The sequence below is a fragment of the Flavihumibacter sp. genome, assembly GCF_036676075.1.
Classification (GTDB): Bacteria; Bacteroidota; Bacteroidia; order Chitinophagales; family Chitinophagaceae; genus Flavihumibacter.
In genome coordinates, this window is sequence record NZ_JAKFDQ010000007.1 from 544,358 (window position 1) to 566,730 (window position 22,373).

Consider the following 22,373-nt stretch of genomic DNA (forward strand, 5'->3'; position numbering starts at 1 on the left):
TTACCGGGTAATTAAAGTGATGAGTAAAGCAATGGCGGAGAGAACTCCCGTACCGATTGAAATATTTCTAACCAGAACCTGTTCGTTACCGGTTGGTTTTTTGCGGTTTGGCTCGAGGTAAACTAGGTCGTTTTGTTTGAGATAAAAGTCCTCCGTCTTGTACATGTCAGTGTTCCGTAGATCAAACCTTTGCACCTTCCGGATTCCATCTTGCTCGCGAATCAGTAAGACATTGTCGCGTCTTGCAAATGGAGTCATATCACCAGACAGTGCAATAGCATCCAGCAATGAAAGGCGCTGGTCTGGAAGATCAATTTGACCTGGCTTATTCACTTCACCCATAACTGTTACTTTTGCACTCATAAAACGAACTACCACATAGGGGTTTTGAAGATATTGTTTAAGATTCTCCTTAATATAGTCAGCCAATTCTCTTTTGGTGGTGCCTGCTGCAGTAATGGTACCAAGGGAATGAAAATAAATATTGCCATTAACATCAACCAGGTAACCCCTGCCGGATCCCGCTACATTTCCACCAGCGCCGCCTGCCACTATTGAAGCGGCTCCCGAAGATTGCGGCTGATTGTAAATTTCTGTTGCTTCTTTATTATCGCTAAACACCATAATGGTAAGCAAGTCGCCTTTTTGTATTTGTAATTCTGGCAAAGCAACCGGTAATTTATCAAGTGAATCTGCTCCTTGCAGAATAAGCCGAAGCTCGTGAGCTTCCTTACTGGCACCGCAGGCACCCAATAAAAAAAGTGCAGACATGAAAGCTGCACCTTTAATCAGTTTTTTCAACATGTTGTATAATTGGAAATTAGATATTTTATTCATTTTTTATAAACCTCGAAAAATTAGGATTTTAAACTAATTTTTTCCTTTTCCATGTAAGCTACCAGTTTACAGCCTAAACTTTCAATCCTGACTTCAATCCATTTTTTGTCAGCAGTAAGAACTGTCCCTTCATTCTCCATGAAGGCACCGGAAACTATCATTACTTTATCACCAGGTTTAGGATCAACGAGCTGAACAACTTTTACATCAGTATGTTCCCCTAAGAAACGTTTGATACGAGAAATTTCTTCTTCTCGTAATTTTGCGGGCTGGCCCAACCAATAAACAAAATTTACAACCCCATCTACAAAACGAACCTCTGTTTTTTGGTCTTCAGCAATATGAACAAATAGATAACTCTTAAACAATGGCTCTTCAATGATCTTAACCCTGTCACTCCATTTTTTTTTCACCTTATTTAAGGGACAATAACTTTCTATACCTCTTTGTTGAAAGAGCCCATGAACCTTTTTTTCCCATCTTGGTTTGGTATAGATGGCATACCAGTTTTTTAAACCCACATTGCTCATACCGCATTAAATTTAGTATTTCCCGGACAGAGCTTCGCCTCCTCAGTCACAAACTGTAACTGGCCGCAATAACTTCCTTGCCGGCAGGCCTAAGCCACAATCATGCCAAAGGCATGATCATATATTGATTATCAGCAATCTAATAAACAAAGGCATGGAAGAATCTAACTTGACCCTTCAATGCCTTTATCTCAAGAATATGAAATATATAGGTTTTTCATTTACTGACTTACCATCATTTCCCTGATGCTAAACCCCCAATCTTATCAATGTGACCGCCGCAAATATAAGCCATCACATGCTTTAATGCGGAGATAACATTTAAAACCACTTTATAACTTATTCAAGATCAACAAAATTTATTACGGGGTGATAGTTATTGCTAATTCGTGATCCCTTTTTGTTCCATTCAGCATCAATTACCTGTTGCCTGAGATGCTTATAACTACCCTTCCATTGCCATAATTTAACAGCTCTGCCTTTTTCGACTTCAACCAACAGAGCATTTGGATATCCAGTTTTATGAGATAAGGACTTTGATGGTAAAATACTAGTATAAATCATCCATAGAACTGATTTCACAAATGCTTTGAACCAATTAAAAGGTTTATTTCGCTTATTCTCCGAATGATTGCCATAAACCAGAATAGTAGGTGACGCATATCCTATATAATAAAATAACTGCTTAGCATATTCAAAATTTAGCCTTTGAATGGGAATAAAATGCCAAAGATGAAGAGAATCTTCATACCAAATTTTATATCCCATCAAACCGAAAGCATAACATAATTCTGTATCACCACCACTATATAATTTGTCCTGAAACCTGTCGAGGTTCATGTGTTTGAACCCCTTGGCAAAAAGTTCCTTATATGCACTCTTTCTAATTCCCATCCCTGCACCCCATACAGCATTTAATATGGTGGATTGAGGCGCTTGCTTACCAACTGCATAGGAAACCTGAATAGTTTGGAACCAATCAGGTGGCTCAATTTCATAAACACCTGTTGTTCTTCCACTAACAATGCCAATATCGGCATGCTTTTCAAATAGATCAAAAACTTTATAAAGATATTCAGCTGATAACCAATTATCATCATCACAGAAGATAACATATTCATACTGAGAAAGCTCTAGTCCTTTTTTCCGAGCGTGGTTTAAACCCGGTTTGGGTTCAGAAACAACTTTAAAGTTTTTTTCCGGAAGGAGTTTATTTAATAAGTCTAAAGAAACATTGAAGGTATCGTCAGTTGATGCATTATCAACTATTACAATTTCCCAGGAAATATGCCTCTCAAATGCTTGATTAGCCAAATACTTAAGGGTATCAGGTAACCTGTTTTGACTATTATAACAGCAAACAACAACTGAGACCCCTTTATCTGGTAGTATCATCCAAACATTTTTGTGATTAATCTAGCTCTGAGGACTAAAGAGCTTTGTTTGGAATTTCATAGGATTTATGTACGGAAACATTCAACAACCTTAATGTAAAAAAAATATACCAGCTGTTATAATGCTTACAGTAAAAAGGTTTGCGAAATTATGAATTTTCCTCACTCATACAGACTCTTTATATTTAGGGATACACTTTTTAACACTCTTGCCGTGAACCAACGCTTTTACTCCCTCGATGTTTTCCGCGGGGCTACCGTGGCTTTTATGATCTTAGTTAATAACCCTGGCACCTGGAGCGCCATCTTCGGTCCCCTGAAACATGCGCCATGGCATGGATGTACCCCAACCGACCTGGTTTTCCCTTTTTTTCTTTTTGCAGTGGGTAATGCTATTGCCTTTGTGCTTCCCAAACTTGAAAAAATGGGACAGGCTGCGGCGGTTGCCAAAATCGTCAAAAGAGGGGTTCTGATATTCCTGATCGGGCTTCTTCTTAACTGGTTTCCGTTCGTAAGATGGGAGGACGGGCAATTAGTGGGTAAATCATTCCACGATCTGAGGATTTTTGGGGTTTTACAGCGGATCGCACTTGCCTATACATTCGCCGCACTGATCATATTCTTCTTTAAGACAAGGGGTGCATTTTATATGGCGGCACTGCTACTACTGGGTTATTGGGTTATAACGGCTATGGCAGGGGACCCTGCCGACCCTTATAGCCTGGAGGGGTTTTGGGGCACTCACCTCGACCGGGCATTGCTTGGTGAAAACCATCTTTACAAAGGAGAAGGAGTGGCTTTTGACCCGGAAGGGCTTGCTAGTACGATACCAAGTATTGCACAGGTGATCTTTGGGTTTTTGGTGGGGGATTATATAAGGATGAAGGGATTGGGCTTTGGAGGCAAGGTGTCTGACGGAACGTCAGACACCACGAGGGGTGACACCGGCGGATTGGTTGCAAACCTTTTCGTTGCGGGGGTGGTGTTATGGTTGGCGGGAATGGCTTGGGGACTTATATTTCCGATCAATAAGAAAATATGGACAAGCTCTTATACGCTTTATACCTGTGGATTGGCCACTATTGTGCTGGCTACCCTTATTCAGCTTATTGAATACCGGGGGTGGAAAGGTGGATGGAGCCGGTTTTTTGATGTATTCGGTAAAAACCCACTCTTTATATATGTACTGAGTGGATTGATACCAAAATCGCTTGCATTGATCCGCATACCCAATGGTACCAATGCAGAAGGGGAGCCGAAATTTACCAATCCGCTGGGCTGGTTTTATGAATATGTCTGTAAGCCCATCAGCGAAAAACCGGAAACCGGATCACTTATTTACGCGGTAACATTTGTGGTATTTCTATGGGCGATTGCATGGTGGATGAACAATAAAAAAATATATGTACGCGTGTAGATTCTATTGTTATCCCCTATATTTTCAATTTTGAGTAATGCGTTTATTTCTTAAAAACGTAAGTTTTTTTGTCTTTGGAATAATATTAATTGTAATTATTCTTCAATGCCTTATTTCTTATCGAATTGAAGGAAAAACGCTTACAGGACACGACAATTTAGACCTGACAAAAAATATAAATGCTGATTTATTATTTCTCGGAAGTTCAAGAACCCGGGCTCATTTTGATCCACTTTTTTTTGATTCAACATTTAATTTGAAAAGTGTAAATATCGGAGTTGATGGTCATTCTGAATTATCCATGGCAACCACAAGATTGAATCATTACTTGGAACACAACCAGCCTCCCAGGTATATTATATTAAATATCGACCCATTTATTTATAAAGGATCAGTACACAATAACACCAATTTTTTATACAAGGATATTTTTGCCAGATATGCATTTTTACCAAAAGAAGAAAACAAACCGATAGTTGACTATTTTCAATTCAACCAGGCTGAGAAATATATACCATTATTGTCCGTCTTCAGATACAATTTATTATGGGATATCCTGAAATTAAAACCAGGATCTACTCCATATGAAAAGTTCGGATTTGCATTTCATAATGAGCAATGGGATACATTATATTACCCTCCTTCCAAAGAAAATATGAAATTCTTTTTTAAACCAGCTGACATACCTGCTTTAAAAACTGAGCTTTCCGGGATAAACCAGTATTGTATGTCGAAAGGGATTAAACTATTATGTATTCAAACGCCAGTATATAGAGTAATTTATGATTCTTCCACTTTCAAGCTGACGGGACAGATGTGCAAGGAAAGTGGAATTCCATTTATCGATACAAACCAGGAATCTATAATTAATAATATTCAATTCTTTTACAACTCTAATCATTTGAACAAAAGGGGCATAGATGAAATGAACAAAATCCTTGCGAATAAACAAATGCTACATAATTTCTTGACCCCTTAAAGATATCACTACTAGTTTAGCTTCACTTCACTCGTATCACCCGGCAGCATAGGTAGGCGGTAATTGCCTGTATCAATTTTCACTTTCGGAAAGTTTTGCTGGAGAACTGGCCAATCGGTGCCTTTTATACCTGTTTTATAAAGATAGAGTTCGCGGAGATGCGCCAAAGCCTTTAGGGATTGAAGTCCCGCCGAAGTTATGGTGCTCGCTGAAAGATTTAGCGAGCGAAGCTGCTTTAGCTGTTGGAGAGCGCTTAGGTCTGCATCACCGATATTACTGCCACTGAGCGAGAGCTTGCGGAGATTCGCCAGACTGGAAAGGCTTTTAATGGTTTGAGGACTTAGCTTCATATCATCGAGTTTCAACCAGACCAATTGCGGCTTCAATTCCTGCAGTATTTGGAAAATGGAATCATCGGTCCGCTGCGCAGAAAGAAAGCTGACGGAGAGATAATTGCTGTTCTGTGCAAGGGGCAGTACCATTACGCCCGCATCGCGAAGACGGTCTACCGCTGTAGCTGGCGCCGGCGCCACGGGCACGGAAGGCAACAGGTCTGAAACTAAGGCTTCGGGGCCACCTGCAGATTTTCCCGATGCTAATGCTGCTAAAACTGTTTTCATCTTTCCATCCTGTTCCATCTCCCCTACTTTTTTATTGAAGGGTGCACCACTTCTTACCCACCAATGCAATAGGGAGATCTCCTCCCCCGTGAGCTGACTCTTTGCCTTGGGGGGCATATGTTTTTTCGCCTCCACGGGAAGGAGCAATCTTTTTATCATTTCGCCTTCGCTGTTTTCTCCGTCTTTCGGGTCGGGCAAAATAGGGCCATCTTCTCCCCCTTCAAGGATCCATTCCTCCCCATCGAGGCGAAGACCACCCTTCTGTTTTGAATCGCCATGACAACCAACACAGCGGGCTTCGAATATCGGCTGTACCAGCCCGTTATAGACTGCCACCTCCTGAATATTGGGTACTGAATCAAGGACAGGACCGGTTTCTACTTCTCCACCCAACCCCTCGGTGAGATAACCTTCGCCATGTGTCAGTGTTCCCCCAAAATGCCCCGTGATGGTGATCAGTAATACCAATAACATACTCCCCCAGCGGGTGGAGCTGTTTCCTTTTTTGTGGAGACTAAAGAGGATACCGGCCATAACGGTGGTAGCTATCCCAAGCCATTGATGGTAGATCACGATGTCCTCATCATAATCGGCCGTACCCGAGAGCAGGAACCCGCTTATACTTGATAGCAGGGCGCTGATAAATCCGATCAATAACATCAGTGGAACAACGGAACGAAGCTGTGCATATGCTGGACGGATGGCGAGCAGGTCAAAGAAACAGGCAAGCAATAAGATCCCGATGGGCAGGTGCACCAGCAGCGGATGAAAACGGCCAATGAATTCCAGCATATTATTGATAGCGTTTACGGATCTCGTTCATCATGTATACGTTGATGGCCCATTGGTCGGCCACGGGCTGCTGGGTATGGGGCATCACGGGCATATAGGTAGGCGGACCGAATTCGGTGAGGAAGGTAATGTTCTGGCCGGCCTTTTTCCTGCGCTCCACGATCTTATCCCACCATTTGAAATGCTGTTCAACCACATGCACCCATTCTTTGGCGCGGGGATCATTCACCTGTGGGCCTTCGGGATGGCCCACACGCGCATGCACATGCGAACTTTTATCCAGCGCCATGGAGATGGTTTCTTCCTGGTCGCCCAGCATGCTTTCATGCACATTACACCAGTGTGAAATATCGAGGGTCAGCTCCATCTGAGGGTGTCTTTCCATATAGTCGCGGGCGATATTGGCGGCAAAAAGGATCCGTCCGCGGTGGGTTTCCTGGTAGATGGGAATACCCGTTTTTGCGGAGCGCTCCAGTGCATAATCGATAAAGCGGCGATTGCTGTTGTAGTTAAAATGATCGCGGCCGGCGTGGCAGTTTACATAGAGCGGTTTGATGTCTTTATGTTCGGTTGCGCTTGCTACGCTGTCGGTGAATGTTTTCAGGTGTTCTTCCACGTTAGTCTGCCATCCCCCGCATAAAAATCCGGCCGAAAGGCCATGTTTCTGTACGGCTTCGGCGATTTCCTGTTGCTGTTTTGGCTCTCCGGGCCACCATACTTCGATGCCATCATAGCCTTCTTTTTTGGCGGCGGCGCAGAAGGCGTCCATGGTTCCGGTGAATCCCCAGTTGGTGGCGAGGATGATGAGTTTGGATTTGGCCGGGGGGGTTAGCCAACTGCCTTTGACTGTCCAGACGCCGGCTGTGGCGAGGGTGGTGTTTTTTAGGAAGTTGCGTCGGTTCATATGGTGTTTTAATAATTCTTACTTCGTACTTCTTACCTCTTACATCTTACTTGGAGGCAAGGTGTCTGACATGTTTTTCGTGGACTTCGTCCACAAAAAACGTGTCAAGACACCACTTCGGTGATCACCTTGCCGCCGACGTCCGTTAAGCGGAATGGGCGGCCCTGGAAGGGATAGGTGAATTCTTCGTGGTTGAAGCCTAGCTGGTGGAGGATGGTGGCCTGGATATCGTAGGCTTCCACTTTGCCGCTCACGGCGCTGTAGCCGATCTCGTCGGTTTCGCCATGGGTATAGCCTTTTTTTATTCCACCGCCGGCCATCCAGATGGTGAATGCCTCGGTATGGTGATCGCGTCCTTTGAAAGGGTTCTGGGCTCCGTTCCGGTTTTCCATCATGGGGGTGCGACCGAATTCTCCACCCCATACCACGAGGGTTTCCTCGAGGAGTCCGCGTTGCTTGAGATCGAGCAGCAGGGCTGTCATGGCTTTGTCCACACTCCGGTATTTGTTGATGATTCCGAGGTTGAGGGCGTTGCCGGCATTATCGCCATGGGCATCCCAGCCCCAGTCGAACAGCTGCACATAGCGTACTCCTTTCTCCACCAGTTTCCGCGCCAGCAGGGCGTTATTGGCGAAGCAGCTCTTGCCCGGCTGTGTACCGTACATCTCGTGAATATATTTGGGTTCGTTATTGATATTCATTACTTCCGGGGCGCTGATCTGCATCCTATAAGCCATTTCGTACTGGGATATGCGGCTCAGGATCTCCGGGTCTTTGTATTCGTTGTATTCCTGCAGGTTGGCGGCGTTGATGGCATCGATGGATGCTTTCCGGAGGTCGCGGTTCATTCCGGCTGGATCGTTGATAAATAGAACGGGATCGCCTTCGCTGCGACACTGGACGCCCTGGTAAACGCTGGGGAGGAAGCCACTGCCCCAAACGCTTTTTCCCGCGTCGGGGAAGCTGCCGCCGGAGGTAAGGACCACGAAGCCGGGGAGGTTCTGGTTTTCTGTTCCGAGTCCGTAGGTGACCCAGCTACCCATGGAAGGGCGGCCGAGGCGGGGACTGCCGGTATGCATCAGCAACTGCGCGGGGGCATGGTTGAACTGGTCGGTGGTAACGGCTTTGAGGAAGCTGACCTCATCGGCAACGGTGGAAAAATGCGGCAGGTGCTCGCTGATCCAGGCCCTGCTTTCGCCATGCTGCGCAAATTTGGCCTGCGGACCCAGCATTTTGGGGACACCACGGATGAAAGCGAATTGTTTCCCGGCCAGCAGGCTGGGGGGACAATCCTGTCCATCCATTTTTGCGAGTTCGGGTTTAAAGTCGAACAGCTCCAGTTGCGAGGGAGCTCCGGCCATATGGAGGTAGATGACGCTGCGCGCTTTTCCCAGAAATGGCGGACTCTTCGGAAGCAGTGGGTGTGCCGGGTCGAAGGCTACCTGCCCGAGGGGGTTGGTTTTGCTTGCGGCGTTTCCGCATCCCCAGGCGCCGAGGAGGGAGCCGATGGCGAGGGACCCCAGTCCCATGGCGCTTTCCTTGAGGAAATGCCGCCGGGTATGGTTTCGCAGTTCGGCTGCTTCTGCCTCTTTGAGGAGGCGCTGGGCGTGGTCGTGTTTATGCGTCATTTTTAATTTTTCATGATCACTTCGTCGAGGTTCATCATGGCGCCGGCAACCACTACTAAGGCGGCGGCGGCCGGGTTGTTGAATTCGTCGTCGATCCCTACCATTTCGCAGGTGGCCTGCGGGTCGGCACGGAATACGCGGAGTGATTTATCATATAGGTCCATCAAAAGTTTTGCTTTTTCTGCGGACAGGGGCTTGAAGGTGAGCCATTGGTAACTGTTGCCGATCTGCTGTTGGATGCTTCCGCCCTCCGACTGCATGCGGCGCGCGAAATGCCGGCTCATATCTACGTAGGCGCTGTCGTTCAGCGTCACCAGTGCCTGAAGCGGGGTGTTGGTGGGGATGCGTCTTGCATTGCAGACCACCCGCTGTGCGGCGTCGAAGCTGATCAGGCTTGGGTAGGGTGATGTTCTTTTCCAGTAGGTGTAGATGGCGCGGCGGTATTGGTCGCCCCCTTTGCTTTTCTCCCAGCGGGCACCGTTATATGGACTCAGCCAGATACCGTCGGGCTGCCATGGCATGACGCCTTTGCCGAACATGGTGGTATCGATGAGTCCGCTTACGAAGAGATGCTGGTCGCGGATCTGTTCTGCGCTTAGTCGGGTGCGTGGTCCACGCGAATAGAATTTATTGAAAGGGTCGCCTTCATCTTTCCCAAAGCGGGATTGCTGGCGGTAGGTAGCGCTCATAACCATTTCCCTGAGCAGGCTTTTGAGGCTCCAGTTGTATTGGTGCATGAGTTTCCATGAGAGGTGGTCGAGCAGTTCGCGGTGGGTGGGTGCGATGCCCTGGGTTCCCATGTCTTCCAGTGTTTCCACGATCCCGCTGCCGAAGAGCTGCTCCCAGAGCCTGTTCACGATGGTTCGCGATACGAGGGGATGGCGTTTGTCTGTCATCCATTTTGCCATGCCGAGGCGGTTGGGTGGAAGATTTTCGAGTCCTTTTATCTGGAGCGAATTAGGTACGGCGGGTTGAACCTCCTTGCCGGGGGTCATGCGGTTTCCGCGTTCGAAGAGGTTGGTGGTGCGATGCAGGTTAGCTGGGTTCTCGAGCAGTATTGGGGTGCCGGGAACATAGGCGGTGAGTAGCTCGCGGTAAAGTTTCTTGTTGGATTCATAGCCTTCCCTGCCTTTTCCGGGGAATGCCGGGCTGAAGGCGATCCAGTTGAATACTATGGCGAAATCGGGCCCCTCATTAAATGCTTTCGGTAAGCTCGGGTTGTCGTACGAGATATAGATATCATGCACGCCAAGTTTCCTTCCATCCCTCCATCCCTCCATCTCTCCCACTCTAAGCGCAACATCAAATTCCGCAAACTGCCATTTCTCATTAGCCGGCACTTTTTCCCTTACTACTATGGAGCCGTTGGCTGAATCGATTCTAACGGTGAGGACGCCGCCTTTTTTATTGGAGTAAAACTGCCATGTCATGGTTTCGGCGTTGCTGAGGTCAACGTTTTTGAATTTTGCAATGGCGTTATTGCGAACGAGCAGGGCATAGTTGTTGCCGCCGATGACGGCGTTTTTTATGCATTCTGCGGTTGTGGAGTTGATGGCGGGCTGGTAGAACCGGAGCATTCTTTCGACGGCTGCGGCGTCTGCATCAGCGTCTGTTTGAGGTCCTTTCGCACCCGCGGAATTCTTTCTATTCCCTACTGCCTTTTCACTTGACTTTATCCACGCTAAAATATTTTCTAACTGCTCTTCCTGTTTGGTCTCCAGTTGCCTGAGCCATGGATATTCTCCCGGCACGTCTTCATCGCGGGTATTGTTGAAATAGGCGACGAATTTATAGTACTCATCATGGCGGAAGGGATCGTAAGGATGGCTATGGCATTGCACGCAACTGAAGGTGGTTCCCATGGTTGCTTCCCAGGTGGTGTTGACACGATCCATTACTGCGGCGATGCGGAATTCTTCATTATCGGTTCCGCCTTCATCGTTGGTCATGGAGTTGCGGTGGAAGGCGGTGGCGATATATTGATCTTTTGTGGGTGATGGAAGCAGGTCGCCCGCCATTTGTTCGGTAAGGAATTGGTCGTAGGGCATGTCGTTATTAAAGGCGCGGATCACCCAGTCGCGGTATGGCCATATATCGCGATGACCGTCGGATTCATATCCTTTTGTGTCGGCGTAACGGGCGAGGTCGAGCCATACGGATGCCCATCTTTCGCCGAAGCGGGGTGATGCGAGGAGACTGTCAACGAGTGTTTGGTAGGCTTGCTGGCTGCCGTCGCTTTGCAGGAATTTTTTGCTGATATGATCTTCGGGATATATGCCGATGAGGTCGAGGCTCACGCGCCGGAGGATGGTTGGTTTATCGGCCGGGGCGGAAGGTTTGAGGTCTTGTTCTTGGAGCTTGGCGCGAATGAATGCGTCAATCTCCAAATCCGCCGCTTCCGGAACAATTTGTTTTTGCACGGGCAGGTAAGCCCAGTGATCGCCCCATTTAGCGCCCTGTTTGATCCAGTTTTTGAGGATGCGGATCTCTTCTTTTGAAAGGGGTTCGTGCTGGTAGGGCATTCTTTCTTCCGGGTCGTCGTGGGTGATTCGACGGATCATCTCGCTGGCGGAGGGATCACCCGGAACGATGGCGGGTTTTCCCGATTCTGTTTTCGCGAGTGCGTCTTCGCGGAAGAGAAGGCTGAAGCCTGATTTTGCCTGCACGCCGCCGTGACAGGATATACATTTTTTATTGAGGATGGGTTTTACATCGGCGCTATAATCAACTTCATTGTTGCTGCCGAAGCTTATGAAGCCGGCGCTGGCGATGAGGATGGCGAGCAATGCAAGCAGCATCCACTTTTTATTATTGGCGAGCAGTTTCGTCATATCGTTTGGGCCCGGATTAAAGTTAGGGTATTTGAATTAATGCTTACAAATCGCAAGTAGTTCTGAACAGGATGATGTTTTCGGGTGGTTGCGTTTTTTTACAAATTGAAAGTAGATAATGCAGGACAACTGTTCATGCGTGTTTGCGATTACTTACAAAATGAAAGTAGATAACGCAGCGTAATTGTTGGATAAGGGTTGATATTTTTTACAAAGTGAAAGTAGTTATTACAGGGCCTCAGCTGGGGACTATTGCGATCTTTTTACAAATCGGAAATAGGTAAAATACAATACTCTTTAGATATTGATTAATTTTTACAAATCGAAAGCAGGTTTAAACAGAGCACTAAAGCAAATGAATTAGTTTTTTTACAAATCGAAAGCGGTTAAAGTTTAATACAATTTTGATGCATGTTGATTTGTACCAAAGGAAATGGTTTACGTTTTACATATCGTAAGTAGAGGTATGATAAGCTGGTTTCGGAGTTTGAGTATGTATTTACAAATCGTAAATAGATCCAGACAATACGAAATTTATACTTTATGTTTTACCGGCAAGAGATTAAAATTTTTTCTATGGAATTTAGGCACATCTACCAGTTCGACTGCCACAGGCTTTTGCCAGGCGTGCAGCCGGCGGCAGCGATCCATATAGGAATTATCTCCTGCATAAACGCCGGTTCCCCACCAGAACCCGCATAGCTTCCTCCACCGCTCAACAAAATCGAGATCACGCCTGGATAATTTTCGCTGGTAAAGGATCAACACAGGGAAAAGTCGATCAGCTAACTCAATCACCAATGGAACTTCATTTCCGGTATTATCCCTCCAGTAATACAGGCCTGGTTCTGCGATCCGGTTCAGCATCCATTTTAAATATTCCAGGATAATAAAATTTTCGAAGAGGGCTGCTTTGAGCTGAATTGTCGCCTGTGATTCAAAATCCTGAATGCCCAGCAAAAACGCTGCCAATGCTGGTTCATGAAAATACAATCTGGGTGTTTTAACGGTTCTTCTTTTGTATCCATTTCTACTGAAACCATCCTGGTGAGGATGCAAAAGATAAATGATAAAATTATCTTCCAGAATTTTCAACCAGGTGGAAATGGTAGTACGGCTCACACCAATACAGCTAGCCATATCCGTTAGATTAACTGCCTTACCTATATAAGTAGCTACCGTTTTAATAAATTTCCTGAAATTTTCAAGCTGACGAATCTGATAACGATTGGTAATATCCATTATCAATTCCTCCACATGCTTTTGGCACCACCTTGGATCATATGGTTTGTTACTCCGGGACGGGAAAGTACTTCCGATGATATATTGCTCCGGTGAAGTTGGCTTTCTACTTCTTGCCGATCGCTCATAAATTGAAAGATAGTGCATGATTACCATGTCAATATCAGGCGGGGCCAGGCTTTTATCGTGACAAATCAATATTAACCCCGATTTCTCCTGATCAGAAGATGAACTCTTTTCAATAACGGATCTCCTTAATGAAATTGAATATTCAGCTATCATCCCAATCAGTTCCGGAAAAAAATGAAGGTCATCAAGCACCACCAAACCCTTTAAAGATCGAATAAACTTCGGGGGATTTATCACTGCCTTCTCCAGAATTGCAGGATCGGATAGAGAGAAATAACTAAACTTCATTTCCGAAAAAGAAAATAGTTCGAGAATATTTTTTACAAGTACTGTCTTTCCGCATTGGCGCGGCCCGGTAATAAAAATAATACCACCATCTTCATTTAACTGCTCCAGCAACTCCCGAAGTGGAGGTCGAATATTTCTTGTAAGCATGATTCTCTTACAGGTATTTTGTTAACCTGTCTTAGAATTTACAACTTGCAAGTGGCTGATAAAGATGGTAAATTTTTGGAGGTTTTGTAAAAGGGGTGATAAGACCTGATTTGGTAGTTTCGATTTGTAAGAATTTTTATGCGGGAGAAAATACCAATGCCCTATTGTGAACTTTCGATTTGTAAAAAATCGATGAGACAAATTTCCTAAGACAGATTGTTGCTATTTGCGATTTGTAAGAATTATGTGCGGGCTAAAAAGACCTATGGCATTTTGGGGAACTTTCGATTTGTAAAAAATCGGTGAGACTAAATACCTAGGACAGAAAGTTGCCATTTGCGATTTGTAAGAATTATGTGCGGGCGAAAAATACCAATGGCCTTTGGGGAACTTTCGATTTGTAAAAATTTTGCGCCGGTGGAAAAAACCTTGTGATTGACCGCCACTTTCTATTTGTAAGAAAATATCAGGGAAACATAGCTTCTGCGAGGGCAACGCTTTCCGGTTTGCCAACATCCACGAGACGGTCGCCACTATGATCATAACCCATGATGCGGTGATCGTTAGCAAGATCGAGGTACGTATCAACAATGGAGAATTTCCCTGTATGGCGCATGAGTCCGAATATGCGGGGATCAAAGACGACTACGCAGCTATAAGCTTTCTGAATGAGGGAGGAAATGTTTGCCGGAGCGGAATGAATAGGTAAATCAGATGGGTGTTGTGAAGTAAAGTCAGAAAGGTTTTGCATTGCTGGGCCGGAAGGCTCCTGGCTTGTGGAACCAGAAGGCCAGCGGTATTGACCCGTTGATGTATTAACCCAGCCGCGTAAACGATTTTCCGCATCAAATAAAAAGTTGCGGGAGGTGAGTCGGTCGGTTACACCAAAACTTACGAGCGCTTCCTGCTCCTTATGAAAGGCGATCAGTTTATTGAGATCAAGGTCGGTGAGGATATCGGCGTTTATCGTTACAAATAGTTCGGAACTATCCTGATGCACAGATGCGGCACCTGAGTCTGAAGAAGGACCTGGCCGTGGTTCGGCATCATGCGTGACGGGTGACGCGGCAGGCCTTTCCAAAAAAGGTCGCGCCTTTAGAAGTCCGCCACCAGTTTCAAGAAGTTCTTCGCGTTCATCGCTGATGATGATCTTAGATCCCCATCCCCCCGAACGATCCAACGCCTCTATCACCTGGTCAGCAAAATGATGCACATTCACCACCACCTCGGTAATCCCAAATCGCTGGAAATATTCAATATTACGCTGCAGCAAACTCTTTCCATTCACCATCGCCAAAGCCTTGGGATGCTTGTCGGTCCAAGGTTTGAAACGTGTGCCGAGGCCGGCGGAAAAAAGCATCCCTTTCATGTAAGAGGTAAGATTTAAGAATTAAGAATTAAGGTAAGAGGCAAAAGTGAGGTAAGAAGTAAGAGGTAAGAGGTAAGAGGTAAGATTTGGGGGCCCCTAACCCGTGTTGATCCAATTTTTTTCTTCCTGCATCAGGTGGCGCAACTCGATACGGACACCAAATTTATTCTTCAGATGACGGGCTAGGGCTTCGGCAGCATAAACAGATCTGTGCTGTCCGCCGGTACAACCGAAATTCACCTGCAAACTCTCAAATCCCCGCTTAATATAATCGGTGACTGTAATATCCACGAGATCGAAAACAGAGTTCAGGTAATCAGGCATCACCGTCCGCTGCTCAAGGTAATCACGAACAGCTTTGTCGCGGCCGGTTTGCGTCTTGTACTCAGCGATCCTTCCCGGATTAAGGATACCCCGACAATCAAACACAAATCCCCCCCCGTTTTCAGTGGGATCAGGAGGAATCCCCTTTTTATAAGAGAACGAATGGATCCGCACCACAAGCGGCGTGGATTCATCGGCGCGGAGCGGCTCAAACTTTGCCATCACCTCCTCACTGGTGCAATACTGCAGGCATTTATCGAACTCGGGAACGGCAATGCCCATACGCCGGCTATCGGTAAACGCCGCCAGGTTTTTCAGCGCCAGCGGAATACTCGAAAGAAACTGCGCCTTGCGCTGGAAAAATCCTCTGAAGCCGTAAGCTCCCAACACCTGCAGTAACCTGATCAATACATACCCATTGTACTGCGCCGTGAAAAGTGCCGGATCCAGCGGATGCGGCAAATGTTGCGACACCTCCCCTATATAATATTCCAGCAGACTGTTCTTCCAATCTTCCGGAAGCTCGGCCCTCGCCTGCCAGAGCAGCGAAGCCACATCATATTGCAATGCACCCCGCATGCCTCCCTGGTAATCGATGAAATGGACCTGGCCATCATCAGTAACCATGATATTGCGGCTCTGGAAATCGCGGAACATGAAATGCTTGTTCTCCGTATGCGTGAGGTAGGTACTCAGCGCTTCAAAATCGTTGAGCAAAGCCTGCTTGTCGTACGGGAACTTCAGCGTATCGAGAAAATAATATTTAAAGTATAAGAGATCGCTTAGTATCGCCTGCTTGCCGAATTCATGCGCGGTAAGACACATATCATAATTGATCTGTGCACCTCCCCGAACCTGCAGGTGCGCCAGTTTAGAAAGGCTCTCCTGGAAAAGCGCATATACCTCGGCGCTATACCCCTGCTGCTCCAGCAGGTTGAGGAGGGAGGTATCGCCAAAATCCTCCTGCAGGTAAGTATCACCCGCATCGTTAAGCGCTACAACATTGGCCACGGGACATCCAGCGGAACGAAGCGATTCCGTAAAGGAAAGAAAGGTCTGGTTTTCGCGCAGGTTGTTATTATAGGTTGCAATGCAGGAATGCTTGCAGGAGGATATGCCGTTATAGGCGGGACCGGGGTCGGTTACTATTGCGGGTTGGGTCGCGGTGATTCCGTTGCCCGGGGAGCTGCCATTGTTCACGGCGTTGCCATTGCCCACAGCGCTGCCTGCCCGGATCCTGAAATACAGGCGATCACTACCGCTCTGCGGTAACTTGGTAATCTCCGCGGCCTCGGTACCGGTATAATTTCGCCAGAGCGCTGCTACATGTTCAATTATTCTTTCCATATAAGTGGCGTCAAATATAAGGGAAAGGCAGCCCCTTAATGGCTTTTACCTGATTTTCTGTAAATTCACTAAAACCACCCAACTGCATGAAACCAACCAGACTACTGCTGTTTAACAGCTTCCTGGCATTATTATGCCTGCTCAGCTTCCCCGTTTTTTCCCAAACCGTCATTAGCGGTACAATTACCGATAGCAAATCGGGTGCCCCGTTGCCCGGCGTATCGGTGAAAGTGCGGGCCACTAAAGCGGGAACTTCCACCAACGAGGCCGGCCAGTTCAGCGTAACGGCCTCCCCCAAAGATGTGCTGGATATCACGATGATCGGCTACGCTCCGCTGACGGTGACCGTGGGCAATGAAACATCCCTGAGTATTTCGCTGGAACCAACCATTACTGACCTCAGCGGCGTAGTGCTGGTTGGTACCCGGCGCGCTGGCAGGGTGAAGATCGAAACACCGGTGCCGGTGGATGTAGTGAATGTTGGACAGGTATCGCTGCCTACGGCAAGAATGGACCTGACCTCCATTATTAATTATTCGGCGCCCTCTTTCAACTATAACAAACAGAGCGGTAGTGATGGTGCCGATCATATTGACCTGGCAACATTGCGGGGTCTCGGTCCGGACCAGACACTGGTTTTGGTGAACGGTAAGCGCCGCCACCAGACTGCTTTTGTGGCTGTATTTGGTGCCCGCGGACGGGGTAACTCAGGGACCGATCTCAGTGCTTTCCCTATCAATGCTATTGAACGCGTGGAGATATTGCGCGACGGTGCCTCTGCACAGTATGGTTCCGATGCAATTGCTGGCGTTATCAACCTGGTGCTGAAAAAATCAACCGGCGAGCTGACGGGTAATGCGGGCTGGTCGGCCTACTATGATGATGAATTCAATCCCGCGCAGAAACCCGATCTCGGACAATATGTTTATAAGGGAAAGATCGACGGAAATGCTTTTAATGCCAATCTCAATTATGGTGTTGCTTTAAAGAATAATGGTTTTATCAATTTTACCGGGAACTTCCTTGCCACCGGGAAAACATTCCGTCAAACACTGGTTACTGAAGAGTTCGCCAAGGACTGGCTTCCCACCAATATTTATCGCCGCGCGCATGGGGATGGCTCCATGCTGGGGGGCGGAATTTTTTACAATGCGGAAGTACCCAAGGCCCTGGGAAATGCAACTTTCTACAGTTTTGGCGGCTATAATGCCAAGGCTTCCGATGCCTATGCGTTTACCAGGAACTGGTCGGCCCGGCCCGATCGTTTTCCCACAGATGAAAACGGGGATATGATTTTTGTGGATGGCATCATGAAGGAAACTTCCGATGGTGAAACCTATTTTAACCCTCATATACAAACGAAGATCAAGGATGCCAGTGTTGCTGCGGGATTGCGTGGTATGGCGGGTTCCTGGAACTGGGATCTGAGTAATAGTTTCGGTATGAATGATTTTCATTTCTATGGCGACCGCACTTTTAATGCTTCTCTCGGTGCGGGACAAACGAAGTTTGATGATGGCGGATTTAATTTCCGGCAGAATACTGCCAATCTTGATTTCACGCGTGCCTTTACTAATGTGGCGGCGGGCATGAACCTCTCTTTTGGAGCGGAATACCGTCGTGAGCGCTATAAGATTTTTGCTGGTGAGGAAGCATCCTATCGGAACTATGATCCGGCGGGTGAAAAGGCGGGCGGTGCGCAGGGTTTCCCCGGCTACCAGCCTGCGGATGAGGTGAATGCAACAAGATCGGTGGTAGGTGTTTTTGCGGATGCAGAATTCGATATCAGCACTAAGTGGCTGGTGGGTGTTGCAACCCGATTTGAGAACTACAGTGATTTCGGTGAGACCATAAATTTCAAGGTAGCATCGAGGTATAAGGTGAGTCCGGCCGTGAATATCAGGGGATCTTTCAGCACGGGTTTCCGCGCGCCTTCCCTGCAACAGATGAACTTTTCTTCCACCTTCACCACGGTGCAGGGTACCGAGATCAAGGAGGTGAAGATCGCTCCCAACTATTCGGAGGTGACGCGTGCTGCGGGCATACCCGAGTTGAAGGAAGAGAATTCGCTGAATGCCTCACTTGGATTTACCGCCAAACTGGGATCGGCATTATCGCTTACCATTGATGGCTATTGGGTTCAGGTAAAAGACAGGGTGGTGCTAAGTGGACAATTTAGTGCGGATGATGAAGGCATTGACCCGGCGCTGCGGGCCGAGATGATCCGCCTGGATGTTGCACTGGCGCAGTTCTTTGCGAACGCAGTGAATACAACCAACAAGGGCATTGATGTGGTGCTGGAATATAATAAGAGTTTTGGATTGAGGAGTTTTAAGGCTTTGCTGACAGGCAATATCCAGGATATGACCATTGACAAGGTGAATGTTCCCGGCAAACTCAGCGGAACGCCGGAACTAAGGGCGACTTTCCTTACCGATCGTGAGCAGGCTTTCATATTAGCGTCTGCGCCTAACAGTAAGTTCGGGCTGGTGCTGGAACATAACTGGGCGAAGTTCGGTATCGGTAGTCGCATCACTTATTTCGGTAAGCAGACTTTGCTGGGATATGGGGATGGGACGGCAGAAGATTTCAATCCCCCTTTCAATCGTGGTGATCTATATGCCTATGTACCTGCCGATGATGATGGCCGCCCCGTACGCGATCAGTATGTGTATAGCGGAAAAGCTGTTGCCGATATTTATATGAGCTACCAACTCAGCAAGAATTTCGGGCTGTACTGGGGCGTGGACAATATTTTCAACACCCATCCCGATATGAGTTTTGCACCGGGAGCGAAATGGTGGGCGTTCAACAATGAAACCGGCGGTCCCTGGGATGCTGTGCAGATGGGCGCTAATGGACGCAGGGGATTTGTGCGGTTGGGCTTTAAGTTTTAGGTGTCTGACACATGTTCGGATGATGTTCGGACATGTTGGGATAAAACCGTGAAAAGGTTTCAGGAATTCTAATATATTATGATTAATTCGGGGGATGTTCGAACATATGTTCGAACGTCCCCTTAACATGTGTCAGACACCTTAGCTCCTCGCCGGCTGAGCCAGTAAACGGGGAGGCCTACCAGAGTGATGAGGACGCCGAGCAGGGAGTTGATGATGGGGACGTTCCCTGCGCGGTAGTTAGCAATATCGGTGTAGAGCGTGGTGACAAGGTATAGGGCAGTGAAGAGTACAAAAATTGCGGGGATGATGGGATAGCCGGGAACTTTGTAAATGCGGGGGAGATCGGGCTTTTTCCAGCGCAGGATGAAGAGTCCGAGTCCGCCCATGCCATAGAAAAACCAGGATACAAATATGAGCATATCGGTGAGCATATCGAAGGAGCCGGAGATCACCATGGCGGAGGCCCAGATGGCGTTCAGCCAGAGGGCATTGCCGGGGGTTTTGTAATCGGGTTGAACCTTAGCTGCGCGGGAGAACCATTTACTTTCTTCGCCGAGAGAAAAAGTTAGCCGGGCCGTAGCAAAGATGTTTGCATTCAGTGCGCCGAAGGTTGAGAAGATAACCATCAGCGTTATGAGGCTTCCCCCTATTGCGCCCCATACCATTTCAGCCGTATCGGAGGCAACAAAAGAAGACTGCTTCATCTGCTCCGCGGGTAATACATAAATATAGGCGAGGTTGAGCAGCAGGTAAATGACCATGCAGGCACCCAAACCAAGCAGCAGGCTCTTCGGAATATTGCGTTGGGGATCCTTTATTTCACCCGCCACGGTATTGATATTATTCCAGCCATCATAGGCCCAGAAAGCTCCCGATAAGGCAGCCATATAGGCACCGATATAACTCATTTCAAAATTCCGATCTACCAATTGCGCCAGATGGGTAAAAGATCCCTTACCGCTTGTGAAGATGCCGCCTATCAAAAGCAGAATCGCCAACGCTTTTAGTGCAGTTAAGAAACGTTGCAATGCGCCACCCCCGTGAACAGTGCGATAATTGATGGCGGTCAGAATCAGGATCAACATTATGGTGAGTGCCTTAACGCCTGCATTGGCAAGGGGGAATACGTAGCCGATAAAGGGAATATAGAAGCGGATAGCCTTCTCCGTTATGGCATCGAAGCGCGGGAGAGCAATGAAATAATTTGTGTATTCTGCACAGATATAGGCGATGGAAGCATTGCCTGCAGTATTGATGACCGCGAAGGCTGCCCAGCCATAAAGAAAGGCAAATGTTTTGCCATACATTTTCTGGAAGAAGATAAAGGGACCACCTGTTTCAGGATATAAAGAAGCCACTTCGGCATTACTGAGCGCACCGAAAATAGTAACCAATCCAGCCACCACCCAAACAGATAAAAGCAACCAGGGAGAGCCCAGTTGTCCAAGCATGAGGGATGGCTTCATGAAAACACCTGAACCAATTACGGTTCCCACCACGAGGGCAATTGCCGTTCTGGAATTTATGGTGCGGAGGAGTTTGCTCATCTCATGAATGATGCGATGAGCGAATGAAAATGATGTGTTCCTTTTTCGTGTTTTACGCTGTAGCGGCCATGTTCATAAAAGCGGGAACGGATACCTTTCTGTACCATCTGCACTACTTCTTCGTCTTCGTGTTCAACCGTATCGAGTCCGCTGCCTGCGCCGGTTCCAATTTTGCTTTCATCATAAACGAAGCTCAGGAAAGAAACTTTGCAGGTATCAACGTCTAGGGGTTGCACCAGGTTGAATGATAATCCCCATGGATAAAAATTGAACATCATGTTGGGGAAGACCCAGAAATAATATGCAGACACCTGCTTACCGAAATCGGGTGAATTAGCGGGCAATTCAAAACAGCTATCACCTTTTTTGCCGATGCCCAGTTGGAGGTTGGAATATTTATATACTTCCGTGGTATATTCTCCGAAGTCGAGCACGGCATTGAGTGAGGCATGCACGAAAGGAATATGAAAACCTTCGAGATAATTCTCACAATAGAGTGCCCAATTTGCTTTGACCATGTAATCGCTGGAAAGATCGGGACGATATTGGATCTTATCCATAGGTAGCCATCCCACCCGGTTGATCATTTCGCTGAACATCGTTTCTGCAGGTATGGCTTCGGGTATGGCGGTAGGTGTAGGATTATTTTCATCGACGGATTCGCTACCTGCCTTGCGCGCACCTTGCAGCGATGTGAAAAGCAGCTTACCCCATTGAAAAAGTGGAAGTTGTTTAAGGTTATCCTCTTCCGAAGGAAAATTCTCCACTTCCTTGAATTCGGGCATTGAGCGGAATTGTCCATCGAGGTCAAAAAGCCGGCCATGGTATTTGCAGCGGAGCTGGTTATTGCGACAGGGTTCATAGACCATAAGGTTTCCGCGGTGGGTACAAACGTTAGAGAGACAATGTAATTGACCATCCTTATCGCGGGTCAATAAAAGTGGTTCATTGAGATAACCATTCAATAAAGTAATAGGGTAGCAATCACCGGGCTCTTTAACCAGGTCTGTAGTACCTATAAATTGCCAGGTGGGCGCAAATATCAGTTCCCTGGCATCATCAAAATGCCGTTGGTTAATATAAAAATCCTTAGAAATTGTTTTGGCCTTAGCGATATCGGGGTCTACTGAAAATTGGGGCATGCGTTT

General features: G+C 47.1%; 15 protein-coding genes. 3 read left to right on the forward strand and 12 right to left on the reverse strand.

All coding sequences use genetic code 11. The features are described 5' to 3' along the window. The 3 genes from V6M43_RS05185 to V6M43_RS05195 all read right to left on the reverse strand — a co-directional run bounded on the left by V6M43_RS05185 (position 1) and on the right by V6M43_RS05195 (position 2,762). Positions 1-804 (reverse strand): polysaccharide biosynthesis/export family protein, encoded by an 804-nt coding sequence (locus V6M43_RS05185; RefSeq protein ID WP_332733020.1) that lies wholly within the window; start codon positions 802-804, stop codon positions 1-3. 53 nt (positions 805-857) lie between these two features. Then, positions 858-1,367 carry a UpxY family transcription antiterminator gene (locus V6M43_RS05190; protein ID WP_332733022.1) on the reverse strand — a complete coding sequence of 170 codons (510 nt, stop codon included), beginning with the start codon at positions 1,365-1,367 and terminating at the stop codon, positions 858-860. Positions 1,368-1,706: 339 nt separating this feature from the next. Beyond that, positions 1,707-2,762 carry a glycosyltransferase gene (locus V6M43_RS05195; RefSeq protein ID WP_332733024.1) on the reverse strand — a complete coding sequence of 352 codons (1,056 nt, stop codon included), beginning with the start codon at positions 2,760-2,762 and terminating at the stop codon, positions 1,707-1,709. Positions 2,763-2,975: 213 nt separating this feature from the next. Between V6M43_RS05195 and V6M43_RS05200 the strand changes: the two genes are divergently transcribed. Both V6M43_RS05200 and V6M43_RS05205 read left to right on the forward strand, forming a co-directional pair. Next, positions 2,976-4,178 carry an acyltransferase family protein gene (locus V6M43_RS05200; protein ID WP_332733025.1) on the forward strand — a complete coding sequence of 401 codons (1,203 nt, stop codon included), beginning with the start codon at positions 2,976-2,978 and terminating at the stop codon, positions 4,176-4,178. Positions 4,179-4,215: 37 nt separating this feature from the next. After that, a complete protein-coding gene (locus tag V6M43_RS05205; protein WP_332733027.1) occupies positions 4,216-5,157 on the forward strand; it encodes a hypothetical protein in 942 nt (313 codons plus the stop codon). A gap of 11 nt (positions 5,158-5,168) precedes the next feature. Here the strand turns inward: V6M43_RS05205 and V6M43_RS05210 are convergent, their stop codons facing one another. The 7 genes from V6M43_RS05210 to V6M43_RS05240 form a co-directional block, all read right to left on the reverse strand. Continuing rightward, a complete protein-coding gene (locus tag V6M43_RS05210; protein WP_332733029.1) occupies positions 5,169-6,569 on the reverse strand; it encodes a DUF2231 domain-containing protein in 1,401 nt (466 codons plus the stop codon). Position 6,570: 1 nt separating this feature from the next. Beyond that, positions 6,571-7,473 carry a sugar phosphate isomerase/epimerase family protein gene (locus V6M43_RS05215; protein WP_332733031.1) on the reverse strand — a complete coding sequence of 301 codons (903 nt, stop codon included), beginning with the start codon at positions 7,471-7,473 and terminating at the stop codon, positions 6,571-6,573. 104 nt (positions 7,474-7,577) lie between these two features. Further along, positions 7,578-9,101 carry a DUF1501 domain-containing protein gene (locus V6M43_RS05220; RefSeq protein WP_332733033.1) on the reverse strand — a complete coding sequence of 508 codons (1,524 nt, stop codon included), beginning with the start codon at positions 9,099-9,101 and terminating at the stop codon, positions 7,578-7,580. 2 nt (positions 9,102-9,103) lie between these two features. Further along, positions 9,104-11,932 carry a DUF1553 domain-containing protein gene (locus tag V6M43_RS05225; RefSeq protein ID WP_332733035.1) on the reverse strand — a complete coding sequence of 943 codons (2,829 nt, stop codon included), beginning with the start codon at positions 11,930-11,932 and terminating at the stop codon, positions 9,104-9,106. A gap of 534 nt (positions 11,933-12,466) precedes the next feature. Beyond that, entirely contained in the window at positions 12,467-13,738 is a 1,272-nt protein-coding gene (locus tag V6M43_RS05230; RefSeq protein WP_332733037.1) for an ATP-binding protein, read from the reverse strand. A 466-nt stretch (positions 13,739-14,204) separates the two neighbouring features. Beyond that, on the reverse strand, positions 14,205-15,107 hold the full coding sequence (locus V6M43_RS05235) for a nucleotidyltransferase family protein (protein ID WP_332733039.1): 903 nt from the start codon (positions 15,105-15,107) through the stop codon (positions 14,205-14,207). A 96-nt stretch (positions 15,108-15,203) separates the two neighbouring features. Continuing rightward, positions 15,204-16,778, reverse strand: coding sequence for a RapZ C-terminal domain-containing protein (locus V6M43_RS05240; RefSeq protein ID WP_332733041.1), 1,575 nt, complete (start codon positions 16,776-16,778; stop codon positions 15,204-15,206). Positions 16,779-16,864: 86 nt separating this feature from the next. Between V6M43_RS05240 and V6M43_RS05245 the strand changes: the two genes are divergently transcribed. Next, positions 16,865-19,675: a TonB-dependent receptor gene (locus tag V6M43_RS05245; RefSeq protein WP_332733043.1), complete on the forward strand. Its 2,811-nt coding sequence runs from the start codon at positions 16,865-16,867 to the stop codon at positions 19,673-19,675. A gap of 122 nt (positions 19,676-19,797) precedes the next feature. Here the strand turns inward: V6M43_RS05245 and V6M43_RS05250 are convergent, their stop codons facing one another. Next, positions 19,798-21,225: an APC family permease gene (locus V6M43_RS05250; protein ID WP_332733045.1), complete on the reverse strand. Its 1,428-nt coding sequence runs from the start codon at positions 21,223-21,225 to the stop codon at positions 19,798-19,800. Then, positions 21,222-22,367, reverse strand: coding sequence for an aromatic ring-hydroxylating oxygenase subunit alpha (locus V6M43_RS05255; RefSeq protein WP_332733047.1), 1,146 nt, complete (start codon positions 22,365-22,367; stop codon positions 21,222-21,224). The genes V6M43_RS05250 and V6M43_RS05255 overlap by 4 nt, the downstream gene beginning before the upstream one ends. Between the last annotated feature and the right edge of the window lie 6 nt (positions 22,368-22,373).